We start from the raw sequence: 12,477 nt of genomic DNA, 5'->3' as shown, positions 1-12,477 counted from the left end.
GCTGGGTGGCGAAGCCGCCCTAAGACCAGACGCCGCGGTATTTCAGAAAGACCGAGGTGTATGGATTTGGGGCGGCTTCGCCACCCAGCGCGGGGCAAGCCCGCTCACTACAAACCAGCCTTATTCCATGTCCTTGAGCCACTCGGAGCTCTTGAACCACTTGTCATGGATGCGATCGTAGGTGCCGTCGTTGCGGATCTGGTGCAGGAAGTTGTTGATGAAGTTGATGCTATCGTAATCGCCTTTTTTCAAGCCGAACGCCAGGGGTTCGAAGGTGAAGGGTTCTTCGAGGAACACCAGCTTGCCGTTACCGACCTTTTTCTCGGCAACCACGTTGTACGGCGCGTCATACACAAAGGCATCAGCCTTGCCGTTGACCACGTCCAGCACGCCTTCCTGTTCGTTGTCATAGCCGTGGTACTTGGCCTTGGAGATCAGCTTCTTGGCAACCATCTCGCCGGTGGTGCCGAGCTTGGAGGTCAGGCGGTATTTCTCGTCGTTCAGGTCTTTGTAGGACTTGATAGTGCCTTCCAGGTCCTTGCGGATCAGCAGGGTCTGGCCCACCACGATGAAGGGTTCGCTGAAGTTCAGGCGCAGGTTGCGCTCCTGGGTCAGGGTCATGCCGCTGCCGATCATGTCGAACTTGCCGGTCAGGAAAGCCGGGATGATGCCGTCGTAACCGGTAGACACCAGCTCCAGCTTGACGCCCATGGACTTGGCCATGGCCTTGAGGATGTCGACTTCGAAGCCGATGATTTCACCGCGTTTGTCTGTCATTTCGAACGGCATGTAGGTCGGGTCCATACCGACTTTCAGCGTGCCGCGCTTGACTGCATCATCGATGGCGCCGGCCTGGGCCGCAGTGGCGGCAACCAATGCGGTGACGCCAAGCATCAGCATCGAAAGATACTTTTTCATCATCAAGTCCCCTGAACGATTCTTGTAAGGTCGGCGCATAAAAAGGGCTGCACCATTTCGGGGTGCGATCCTAACCCACTCGCCTCCCGTCACAAAGGTTTCACGGGTATTTGTTATCCGCGTATGTCGGAAAAGCCCCACGACGGTGCAGCGCAACGCAGATGTAGACGTGTTGCCGAACAGATCCCGCAAGCAATTGATGTGTAAGCAGTTATGACTTCAGTCGATTTCCGTCATCCAGTCGGTCTCCCTGAACCACTTGTCGTGCAACCGATCGTAGGTCCCATCCTGGGCCACTTGGTTGAGGAAATGGTTGATCCAGTTGACGCTGTCGTAATCGCCTTTTTTCAAGCCAAAAGCCAGCGGCTCGAAGGTGAAGGGCTGTTCAAGGGACAGCAGCGCGCTGTTTTCCGGCCTGGCCAGCGCGATCAGGTTGTAGGGGGCGTCGTGGATAAAAGCATCGGCCTTGCCCTCCACCACCTGCCTGACGCCGTCTTCCGGGTTCGCGAAACGGGTCACTTGTGCGGCCCCCAGGAATCGTCGCGCCGCCAACTCCCCCGTGGTGCCTTCGCTGACAGCGATGCGATAACCGGCTTCATCAAGGTCTTCTACGCTACCGACCCGACCGGCAACGCTGGGGTGCAGCAGTACGGTCTGGCCCACCACGATGAAGGAGTCGCTGAAGTTAAGCTTCAGGTTGCGCTCTTGGGTGACAGTCATGCCGCTGCCGATCAGGTCGAACTTCTTCGCCGCCAATCCCGGCAGCAGGTCGCCATAAGGCACGGCCACCAATTCAAGCTCAACACCCAGCGCCTGGCTCATGGCCTGGAGCAGATCGATCTCAAAGCCCACGATCTGCCCGTGTTTATCGATCATTTCGAAAGGCATGTAGGTGGGTGTGGTACCGACTTTCAGCACACCGCGCCGAACGGCGTCATCGATGGCCCCCGCCTGCGCAAGGCCCACCTGGATCAACGCGATAGCGCCGATCAACCATGCCGAACAATACCTGTTGATCATGAATCCCCCCGTAGCCGAATCAAATTTCGGGGGCGATCCTAACCCAGCCACGGGCACGACAATACGCCCTGATCCGGGGACTTTTGTTTCGAAATAACAAGGAGTTAGCGCCAACAGGAAGCGGCAGGAAACGCTGTAGGACCCGCGCTCAAAGCGCCCCCGAGAGGAACCCCGGGGGCGTCTGAATCAGGCCGTCTGGGCCTGCGGTGACTGCGGTTGCAGGGGCAGCAACGGCGCGTGCGGATCAGCCTTGATCGACTGGCGCCATGCGCCGAGCCACTCGGCATGCCCTTCGCTCCACACCTGCTCGTGCAGGCGGCCCAAGGCGACCGGGTCGCTGAGCAAGGCCAGGCGTTCACCGTTGTTGAGGCCGGCCGGGCCGACTTTCAACGCGTGACGAACGCGCTCCAGGCGCAGGTACTCGATCGGCTCCGCCTCGCGGTGACGCGAAGTCGCCAAAGCACAGGCCAAGGCGTTCTGCTGCGGGTCGACCACTGAACGAATAAAGCCGTCGTTGAGCGCATGCCAACGGTTTTCGTGGGTGTACTTCTCGGTCGACAGCAGGGCTTGCGGCGGGTTGTATTCCTCAGGGATCAGGAACAGGCTCTCGTCGCGGGACTTGAGGCCCAGCTTGACCCGACTGGAAATCACCGACACCGGAATCGACAGCATCAGCGAGCCGACAATCGGGATCAGCCACCACAGGAAGCTCGGGTTCAACCACACCACCAGCAGCGCCCAGAGGAAGCCCAGCACGGTCTGTGGGCCGTGACGCTTGACCGCCTCGCCCCACGGAGTGGAGTCATCGTCACGCTGCGGCGAATTCCAGGTCGCGGCCCAGCCGAGGAACGCGGCGAGCACGAAACGGGTGTGGAAGATCATCCGCACCGGTGCCAGCAGCATGGAGAACAGCATCTCCAGCAGCATCGACAAAGTGACTTTGAACTTGCCGCCGAACTCTTTGGCGCCCTTGGCCCAGATCAGGATGATGCTCAGCAACTTGGGCAGGAACAGCAGCACGATAGTGGTGGAGAACAGCGCCACCGCCTTGTCCGGGTGCCATTGCGGCCACAGTGGGTACAACTGGCGCGGGGCCATGAAGTACTGCGGCTCCATCAGGGTGTTCACCGCCAGCAGCGCGGTGGACAACACCAGGAAGAAGAACCACAACGGCGCCGACAGGTAGGACATCACGCCAGTCAGGAACACCGCGCGGTGCACCGGGTGCATGCCCTTGACCAGGAACAGGCGGAAGTTCATCAGGTTACCGTGGCACCAGCGACGGTCACGCTTGAGTTCGTCCAGCAGGTTCGGCGGCAGTTCTTCGTAGCTGCCCGGCAGGTCGTAGGCAATCCACACGCCCCAGCCGGCACGGCGCATCAGCGCGGCTTCAACGAAGTCGTGGGAAAGGATCGCACCGGCAAACGCACCTTTGCCCGGCAACGGCGCCAAGGCGCAGTGCTCGATGAACGGCTTCATGCGGATGATTGCGTTGTGACCCCAGTAGTGAGATTCACCCAGTTGCCAGAAGTGCAGGCCGGCAGTGAACAGCGGGCCATACACACGGGTGGCGAACTGCTGCATGCGCGCATACAGGGTGTCCATGCCCGACGCACGGGGCGCGGTCTGGATAATCCCGGCATCCGGCGTGGCTTCCATCAGGCGCACCAGGCTGGTGAGGCATTCGCCGCTCATCACGCTGTCGGCGTCGAGCACCACCATGTACTTGTATTCACCGCCCCAACGACGGCAGAAGTCGTCGAGGTTACCGCTCTTGCGTTTCACACGACGGCGACGGCGGCGATAGAAGATCTTGCCGAAACCACCGGCTTCGCGGCATACGTCGAGCCAGGCTTGCTGTTCGGCGATGCAGATGTCGGCGTCGTTACTGTCGCTGAGCACGAAGAAGTCGAAACGGTCCAGGTCGCCTGTCGCGGCCACCGATTCGAAGGTTGCACGCAAACCGGCGAATACCCGGGGTACGTCTTCGTTACAGATCGGCATCACCAGCGCGGTACGGGCGTCTTTCGGAATCGGCTCGTCACCGGCACTTTTACCGGAGATCCGGTATTTATCGTGACCGGTCAGCAGTTCCAGGAAGCCCATCAGCGCAGTCCAGAAACCGGCCGAAACCCAGCAGAACAGGATCCCGAACATGATCAGGATGCTGGTTTGCAGGGCGTAAGGCAGCACCTGGGTAGCGGTTTGCAGCAGGGTCTGGTTGCGGATCTCGTCGAAGTCGACCAGCGACCAGCCCTGGTACGGCATGATGCCCTTCATATACCAGCCGGCCACAATGGTCTGGCCGAGCATCAGGATCAGCAGGATGTAACGGCGGATCGACCCCACGGTGCGCCAGCGCGCAGCCGGCAGCACACGCTCGTCTTTCGGCGGTTTGGGCGGGTTGGTGCGACCGGTCAGTCGGCGCCAGCCGCGCACCAGGATATTGGTGCGCCATGGCTCGGGCACCACCTTGGTCCGACGGATCGGCGGCGTGGCCTTCAGGCACACCCGGCCACTGGCATCGAGCGCCAGCATTTCAGCGTCTTGCAGCTCTTCGGCGGTGCTGAGGGTCAGGCGCGTGCCCACCGACGCTTGCGCAGCGTCGGTCGGTGCGTCGAAACTCTTGGACGACAGGCGTTCATGCAGCTCGCTGAAGGACGTGCAGCCCGCCAGTTCGGCGCGCTGCTCGGCGGTCATCGGGAGGTGCGCCAGGTACTCGGACAGAGTCTCTGGCGTGGCTTGAGAATTACTCATCGGCAGGCAACTGATAGCTCCAGGTCTCGGTCAGGACTTGTTCGGTCTTTTCCGGCTCCGGTGTGGCTGGGGCAGCTTCTGGCTGCTTGGCTTCCTTGTCTTTTGCATCTTTGGCGTCTTTCTTGGCCTGTTTCTCGTGTTGCTTGGCCAGGACCTTGTCGGCCTTGAGCACTTGGGTCGAGACCTTCTCAGGCTCCGGCTTCACGATATCCTGGACCAGGGCCGCACGCATCTCGGTCGGCTTGCCGGCGTCCTTGATCTTCATGCGCAGGGTCAGGCGCCAGCCTTTGGTGTGCTCGTTGTAGCGCACGCTGTTTTCAACGACTTCGGCGTTATCACCCACGCTGACCTGGCTGCGCACCGGGGCGTCCGATGGCAAGGCCTTGAGGGACGGGCCCTCGAAGTCCACCAGGTAGGCCACGCTGCCGTCAGGCTGGCGGATCAGGTTGGATTGCTTCACGTCACCGGTGGAACGCAGGGTCTGCTTGACCCAGGCGCTGTCGGCCGGGTGCAGGGCTTTTTCGTCCATGGTCCAGTGCAGGCGGTAGCTGACATCCAGCGGCTCGCCGACTTTCGGCAGCTCGGCCGGGCTCCAGAACGCAACGATGTTGTCGTTGGTTTCATCGGCGGTCGGGATCTCTACCAGGTCGACGGAACCCTTGCCCCAGTCGCCTTCAGGCTCGATCCAGGCGCTCGGGCGCTTGTCGTAGTTGTCGTCGAGGTCTTCGTAGTGGCTGAAGTCGCGACCCCGTTGCAACAGGCCGAAACCACGCGGGTTTTCCACGCTGAAATTGCTGACCGACAGGTGTTTAGGGTTGTTCAGGGGGCGCCAGATCCACTCGCCGTTGCCGGCATGGATCGACAGGCCGCTGGAGTCATGCAGCTCGCGACGGTAGTTGAGGACCTTGGACGGCTGGTTCGCGCCGAACAGGTACATGCTGGTCAACGGGGCAACGCCCAGCTTGCTGACCTTGTCGCGCAGGAACATCTGGGATTTGACGTCGACGATGGTGTCGCTGCCCGGACGCAGGGTCAGGCGGTAGGCGCCCGTGGCCCGTGGCGAATCCAGCAGGGCGAAGATCACCAGCTGCTTCTCACCCGGTTTCGGACGCTCGATCCAGAATTCGGTGAAACGCGGGAATTCTTCGCCGGACGGCAATGCCGTGTCGATCGCCATGCCGCGGGCGGACAGGCCATAGGACTGGCCCTTGCCCACGACGCGGAAGTAGCTGGCGCCGAGCATGGTCATGATTTCGTCTTGCTTGTCGGCCTTGTTGATCGGGTACAGCACACGAAAGCCGGCGTAACCCAGCTGCTCGGTGGCTTTAGGATCGAACTTCACGTCGCCGAAATCGAAGCGAGTCGGGTCGTACTTGATTTCCTGGACGCTGTCGGCGGTGACTTCGTTGATCTTCACCGGCGTGTCGAAGTGCATGCCCTGGTGATAGAAGGACAGCTTGAACGGCGTGTTCTGATCGGCCCACTCGGCTTTTTCGTTGCGGAAACGAATCTTCTGGTAGTCAGCGAATTTCATTTCGCGGAATTCGTTCGGCAGATTGCTGCGCGGAGCTTCGTATTTCTGCCCGGCCAGCTCTTTTGCCTTGGCCGACACATCATCCAGACTGAATGCCCACAGTTGACCCGCGCCGAACAGGCAAAACAGGGCGGAGCCCGTCACCAGTGCGTTTCGTAACCGTTTGGCAGACAATTTTGGTGCATTACAGGGACTAACAATCACGAGCAACCCTCGCCGAAAACAGATCAAAAAACCAACGGCCAGCTATCTATATGCCAGGTTGGCGAGCATTGTTCCGACTCCCCTGGGGCAAAATGATTCCCCATTGGCTATCGGACAAGTCTCTACCTAAGTCAAAAATGGACCAAACAACGCTGATCCCCGTAGCGCGCGATTATCTAGTAGCCCGCGAAACAACGCATCAGGGACAACGAAGTATTTGTAGCGAAACCCTGCGTTTTTAGGCATTAAAAGTCGTTTTTAATACATTCACGTCTGCAAGAGGAAGGTCACAGGGCCATCATTGACCAAATGCACCTGCATATCAGCGCCAAAACGCCCCGACGCCACCTTGCCATGCAATTGTTGCGCTTGTAACAGCAAGTGATCGAAAAGCGCTGCTCCCAGGGCCGGGGGGGCCGCTGTGGAGAAGCTTGGCCGCAGCCCGCTCTTGGTATCCGCCGCCAGGGTGAATTGCGACACCAGCAGCAAACCGCCGCCGATGTCCTTCAAGGACAGGTTCATCTTGCCCTCGTCGTCGCTGAACACCCGATAGTTAAGCAGCTTGTGCAACAGTTTGTCGGCGCTCTCGGGCGTATCGCCCGGCTCGACGGCTACCAACACCAGCAAACCCTGGTCAATCGCCCCGACCACTTCGCCCGCGACTTCGACCCGGGCGCCGCGCACCCTTTGTAACAACCCCTTCATGCTTCTTCTGGCGGCAGATCAAGCAGGCGCCGTGCCATTTCGCCGGTGGCGCGCACCAGCGCATCGGTGATGCCCGGCTCGGACGCGGCATGGCCGGCCTCGCGGATCACCTGCAGCTCGCTGTTGGGCCACGCCTGGTGCAATTCCCAGGCGTTATCCAGCGGGCAAATCATATCGTAGCGCCCGTGAATGATGACGCCAGGCAGATGGGCGATCTTGTGCATATCGCGAATCAGCTGGTTCGGCTCCAGGAAGGAGTTGTTGGTGAAGTAGTGGCACTCGATGCGCGCGATGGACAGCGCCCGCTGGGGTTCGGCAAAACGCTCCACCTGCGCCTGGTTCGGGCACAGGCCCAGCATGCGACCTTCCCAGGTGGACCATGCCTTGGCCGCGTGCATCTGGGCAATCTGGTCGTTGCCGATCAGGCGCTTGTGGTAGGCGCCGAGCAGGTCGTGCCGCTCATCCTGCGGGATCGGCGCCAGGTAGTCCTGCCAGTAGTCCGGGAACATACGGCTGGCACCGGTCTGGTAGAACCACTCAATGTCCTGGGGCCGGGCGAGGAAAATGCCGCGCACGATCAGGCCGAGCACGCGCTCCGGATGGGTTTGCGCGTAGGCCAGGGCCAGGGTCGAGCCCCAGGAACCGCCAAACAGCACCCACTTGTCGATGCCCAGGTGCTCGCGGATGCGCTCCATGTCGGCGACCAGGTCCCAGGTGGTGTTGTTTTCCAGGTTGGCGCGGGGCGTGGAGCGCCCGCAGCCACGCTGGTCAAAGGTGACGATGTGGTAAAGGTTCGGGTCGAAATAGCAGCGGCTGTTGGCGTCGCAACCGGAGCCGGGGCCACCATGGATGAATACGACGGGCAAGCCTTCGGGGGAGCCACTTTCATCGACGTACAGGGTGTGGATGTCATCGACGGCCAGATCGTGCCGGGCGTAGGGTTTGATCTGCGGGTACCAAGTCTGCATTGCGCGCTCCGTAGGGTGTCGGGTTCATCCCTGGGGGGACGTCTATTATTTTGCCGTCTGGCACTATAAACCCGAATTGTGCAATGAGCATGTCCTTGAGCACTTAGACCTGTGTCAGCCCTTCGCTCCTCAGGTAATACAACAGGTAGTCATAAAGCCGGTCCACTTCCGGTACTTGCCCACGCGCGCGCAGGCAGCCATGGACCAGGCCTTTCCCCGGATACAGCACCGCATCGCCCCCTGCCCCGCGCAAGCGCTCGGCATACAGCATGCCGTCATCGCGCAGCGGGTCGAACTGGGCCACGGCAATCAGCGCCTTGGGCAACCCGCCGAAATCCTTGGCCAGCAGCGGCATGGCATACGGCGACGGCGGGTTAGCCCCCTGCAGGTAAAGCGCCAGGTACGACTCGGTGTCGGCACTGCTGAGCAAGGGCGCATCCCTGCAATCACGGCGCGAGGGCAAATCGGCCGGGCCGCCCAGCCCCGGGTAGATCAAGACCTGGGCACGGGGCAGCGGCTGGCTGTCATCGCGCAAGCCCAGGCACAAGGCCGCGGCCAGGTTTCCGCCGGCACTGTCACCGACCACCGCCAGGCGCCGCAGGTCAATCGGCTGCGGCGCCTCGCTCGCCTGAATCGCTTGCCACACGGCCCGGCAATCCTCGTAGGCGGCCGGAAACGGATACTCGGGCGCCAGCCGATAATCGATGGCGATCACCAGCACGTTGAGGGCCTTGGCCAGTTCGAAGCAGATGAAATCGTGGGAATCCAGGCCGCCGACGGCCCAGCCGCCACCGTGCATATAAAGGAGGCAGGGCCAGCCTTCGGCTGGAGCCTCTGCCGTGGGCAAGTAACTGCGCACGCCGACGCCGCCCAAGGCAAAGTCCGAGACTTGCAGCCCCTCAGGCTTCGGCGGGGTGAAGGCCTTGCACATGCGGTCATAGTTCCGGCGCAGGCCAGGCAGGGATGAGTCGTCGCTGGTGAAGGCTTCGGTTTTGGCGATGAAGGCAGCTAGCTGTGTAGATATCAGATACATGCGCAAATATCCCTATCAATGGAGATCAAGTGTGGGAGCTGGCTTGCCTGCGATGGCTATCTGTCAGTTGATGCATCTTTGACTGATAGACCGCTATCGCAGGCAAGCCAGCTCCCACATTGGGATTCGCATCCGACTCAGGGTTTGAGGCTGGCCTGCACTGCGGTCGCGCCATCACCGCCATCAAACGCTTGAACGCCGGCCAGCCAGCGCTGCAAATCCTCGGGATGATCACGCAACCATTGCTTGGCCACATCCTGCGGCGATTGGCGCTCCATGATCGGCACCATCAGCTGGCTTTCCTGGGCAGCGGTGAAGGTGAGGTTTTCCAGCAAGCGGTTGGCATTCGGGCAGCGCTCGGCAAAGTCCGGCGCGGTGACGGTGGACACGGTGGCGCGGCCTTCGTCGGGGCCAAACACGTCTTCACTGCCGGTGAGGTAGGTCATTTTCATGTTGATGTTCATCGGGTGCGGGGTCCAGCCGACGAACACCACGAATTCCTTGCGGTTCACCGCACGTTGCACCGCCGCCAGCATGCCCGCTTCACCAGAGGCCACCAGCTTGAAGCCGCCGAGGCCGAAATGGTTGGTGTCGATCATTTTCTGGATATCGGTGTTGGCACCGCTGCCAGGCTCGATCCCATAGATCTTGCCGCCCAGCTTGTCCTTGAAGCGGGCGATGTCGGCGAAGGTCTTCAGGCCCGCATCAGCCACGTACTGCGGCACGGCCAGGGTGGCCTGGGCATCGGCCAGGCTGGGTTTGTCAAAGACCTTGACCTGCTTGGCGGCCAGGAACGGCGCGATGTTGTTGTCCATCGCCGGTTTCCAGTAGCCGAGGAAGATATCCAGGCGCTTGTCGCGGATGCCGGCAAAGATGATCTGCTGCACCGCGCTGGTCTGCTTGCTGTCGTAACCCAGACCGTTAAGCAGTACGTCGGCCATGCCGGAGGTGGCGATCACGTCAGTCCAACTGACCACGCCCATACGGATGCTTTTGCAGGAGGCCGGTTCGGCGGCCATGGCTTGGGCACTGAGCAGTGCCGCGCCGGTGAGGGTCAACAGGTAACGGTTGAACAGTCTTTTCATGAAAGAGGTCTCACTCGGCAGTTTTTATTGTGGGGAGTGGCGTCTGGTGCGCCGTATCCACAACCTTACCCAGCGGGATCTCGATAAACACGACCTGTGGCGACTGGCAGTTGCACAGAGGCGACCGTGAGGGCCTCATCGCAGGCAAGCCAGCGCCCACAATTTGACCCCATTCTCATGTTGAAACTCGGTCAAAGGTGGGAGCGGGCTTGCTCGCGAAAGCAATTTCAGCCGTAACGCTTCTGCCCCCAGGCCAGCACGCCTTCCAGCAATTGCTTCAACACCACCTGCGTCGGCTCTGCCAGGTCCGGCCGATACCGGAACGGCTCAACCTCTTCCATATACGTGCTCTGACACAACTCCAGCTGCACCGCGTGAATATCCTGCGCCGGGTTGCCGTAATGCCGGGTGATGTGGCCACCCTTGAAACGCCCATTGAGCACATGGGTGTACTGCGGGTGCTGGGCGCAGATGGCTTCCAGCTGGCTGGCCAGTTCCGGGTCGCACGCGGCGCCGTTGAAGGTGCCGAGGTTAAAGTCCGGCAACTTGCCGTCGAACAGGTGCGGAATCACCGAGCGGATCGAGTGCGCATCGAACAGCAAGGCGTAGCCGAACTCGGCCTTGAGCCGGGCAAGTTCTTCTTGCAGAGTGCGGTGGTACGGCCCCCAGATCTTTTGCAGGTAGGTCACGCGCTCTTCCTCGGACGGCACCTGTCCCTCAAGGAACAATGGCACACCATCGAACAGGGTCGCCGGGTACAGCCCGGTAGTGGCACCAGCATAGAGCGGTTTGTCGTCCGATGGCCGGTTCAGGTCGATCACGAAGCGCGAATACTCCGCCGCCAGGGTGCTGGCGCCCAGTGCTTCGGCAAAATCGTACAGCGTAGGGATATGCCAATCGGTGTCCGGCAGGCTTTGTGCTTCTGGGATCAACCCGGCTTCGACCGCAGGCGTGAGGCGCAAGCCAGCGTGGGGCATGCTGATCAGCAGCGGCACGCGGCCTTTTTTGAACGTCAGAACCTTATCCACAGCAGCACTCCTTCATACAGTGACGTCGGCGCCATGGCGCACGACGCGTTTATCCAGCTCGCCACCCAGCCAGTAGGCCAGGTCGGCGGGACGATCAATCTGCCAGGCGACAAAATCGGCCACCTTGCCCACTTCCAGGGATCCGTGGGTATCGCCCATGCCCAGCGCGGTCGCCGCGTGGGTGGTGGCGCCGGCCAGGGCTTCTTCCGGAGTCATGCGGAACAGGGTGCAAGCCATGTTCAACATCAAGCGCACCGACAGCGCCGGCGAGGTGCCGGGGTTGAGGTCGCTGGCGATGGCAATTTTCACGCCGTGCTTGCGCAGGGCGTCCATCGGCGGCAACTGGGTTTCGCGCAGGAAGTAGAAAGCGCCCGGCAGCAGGACCGCGACGGTGCCGGATGCGGCCATGGCGATGGCGTCTTCTTCGGTCATGAACTCCAGATGATCCGCCGACAACGCGTGGTAACGCGCCGCCAGGCTGGAGCCGTGCAGCGACGACAGTTGCTCGGCATGCAGCTTCACCGGCAGGCCCAGTTGCTGCGCGACGTTGAATACACGCTCCACCTGCTCGGTGGAAAACGCCAGGTATTCGCAGAACGCATCCACCGCATCCACCAGCCCTTGCGCCGCCAGGGCCGGCAGCATCTCGGTGCAGATATGGTCGATGTAGTCGTCGGCGCGGTCCTTGTACTCCGGTGGCAATGCATGGGCCGCCAGGCACGTGGCCCGTATGCTGACCGGCAGCGCTTCACCGAGGCGACGGGCTACGCGCAGCATCTTGCGTTCGTTGACCAGGTCCAGGCCGTAGCCGGACTTGATTTCCACGGTGGTCACGCCGTCACGCAGCAGGCTGCGCAGGCGTTTCTCAGCGCTGGCAAACAGTTCATCCTCGGTCGCGGCGCGGGTGGCGCGTACAGTGCTGGCAATGCCGCCACCCTTGGCTGCGATCTCGGCGTAGCTCACGCCTTGCAGGCGCTGCTCGAACTCGCCACTGCGATTGCCACCGAACACCGTGTGGGTGTGGCAGTCGATCAGCCCGGGGGTGACCCACGCGCCTTGCAGGTCATGCACCTGGGCGTATTCCGCCGTAGGCACCTGACTGCGGGGTCCGATCCACTCGATGAGCGAACCGGCGGTGACCATGGCGGCATCCTCGATGATCGAGTACTTGCCCTGGGCCATGGTTGCGACGTGGCAGTGTTGCCAAAGCGTTTTCATCAACGCC

Annotated in this window: 10 protein-coding genes; all 10 read right to left on the bottom strand. The window is 61.4% G+C overall.

Annotation, left to right across the window (positions count from 1 at the left end; genetic code table 11):
- Nucleotides 1–120: 120 nt before the first annotated feature.
- The 10 genes from HX803_RS01140 to hutI all read right to left on the bottom strand — a co-directional run bounded on the left by HX803_RS01140 (nt 121) and on the right by hutI (nt 12,470).
- Nucleotides 121–918 carry a transporter substrate-binding domain-containing protein gene (locus tag HX803_RS01140; RefSeq protein WP_060767882.1) on the bottom strand — a complete coding sequence of 266 codons (798 nt, stop codon included), beginning with the start codon at nt 916–918 and terminating at the stop codon, nt 121–123.
- Between the two features lie 219 nt (nt 919–1,137).
- A complete protein-coding gene (locus HX803_RS01135) occupies nt 1,138–1,938 on the bottom strand; it encodes a transporter substrate-binding domain-containing protein (RefSeq protein WP_178918572.1) in 801 nt (266 codons plus the stop codon).
- Nucleotides 1,939–2,124: 186 nt separating this feature from the next.
- The gene (mdoH, locus tag HX803_RS01130; RefSeq protein WP_178918571.1) at nt 2,125–4,695 is read right to left on the bottom strand and encodes a glucans biosynthesis glucosyltransferase MdoH; all 2,571 of its coding nucleotides are present in this window, start codon (nt 4,693–4,695) and stop codon (nt 2,125–2,127) included.
- Complete coding sequence (locus HX803_RS01125) at nt 4,688–6,376, bottom strand: glucan biosynthesis protein G (protein WP_218646893.1); 1,689 nt, start codon at nt 6,374–6,376, stop codon at nt 4,688–4,690. Before HX803_RS01125 ends, mdoH begins: the two co-directional genes overlap by 8 nt.
- Nucleotides 6,377–6,700: 324 nt before the next feature.
- Nucleotides 6,701–7,138, bottom strand: coding sequence for a D-aminoacyl-tRNA deacylase (gene dtd, locus HX803_RS01120; protein WP_178918569.1), 438 nt, complete (start codon nt 7,136–7,138; stop codon nt 6,701–6,703).
- The gene (gene pip / locus HX803_RS01115) at nt 7,135–8,106 is read right to left on the bottom strand and encodes a prolyl aminopeptidase (protein WP_178918568.1); all 972 of its coding nucleotides are present in this window, start codon (nt 8,104–8,106) and stop codon (nt 7,135–7,137) included. Before pip ends, dtd begins: the two co-directional genes overlap by 4 nt.
- A 103-nt stretch (nt 8,107–8,209) precedes the next feature.
- Nucleotides 8,210–9,139, bottom strand: a complete 930-nt coding sequence (locus HX803_RS01110; RefSeq protein WP_178918567.1) for an alpha/beta hydrolase — start codon at nt 9,137–9,139, stop codon at nt 8,210–8,212.
- A 137-nt stretch (nt 9,140–9,276) separates the two neighbouring features.
- Nucleotides 9,277–10,224, bottom strand: coding sequence for a choline ABC transporter substrate-binding protein (locus HX803_RS01105; RefSeq protein WP_178918566.1), 948 nt, complete (start codon nt 10,222–10,224; stop codon nt 9,277–9,279).
- A 227-nt stretch (nt 10,225–10,451) separates the two neighbouring features.
- A complete protein-coding gene (gene hutG, locus HX803_RS01100) occupies nt 10,452–11,252 on the bottom strand; it encodes an N-formylglutamate deformylase (protein WP_178918565.1) in 801 nt (266 codons plus the stop codon).
- Between the two features lie 12 nt (nt 11,253–11,264).
- Nucleotides 11,265–12,470 (bottom strand): imidazolonepropionase, encoded by a 1,206-nt coding sequence (hutI, locus tag HX803_RS01095; protein WP_178918564.1) that lies wholly within the window; start codon nt 12,468–12,470, stop codon nt 11,265–11,267.
- Between the last annotated feature and the right edge of the window lie 7 nt (nt 12,471–12,477).

Origin of the sequence: Pseudomonas sp. P7548 (assembly GCF_013386585.1) — a bacterium.
Taxonomy (GTDB): Bacteria; Pseudomonadota; Gammaproteobacteria; order Pseudomonadales; family Pseudomonadaceae; genus Aquipseudomonas.
The sequence above is the reverse complement of the archived record's forward strand: the minus strand, read 5'-3'. Positions and strand labels throughout refer to the sequence as shown.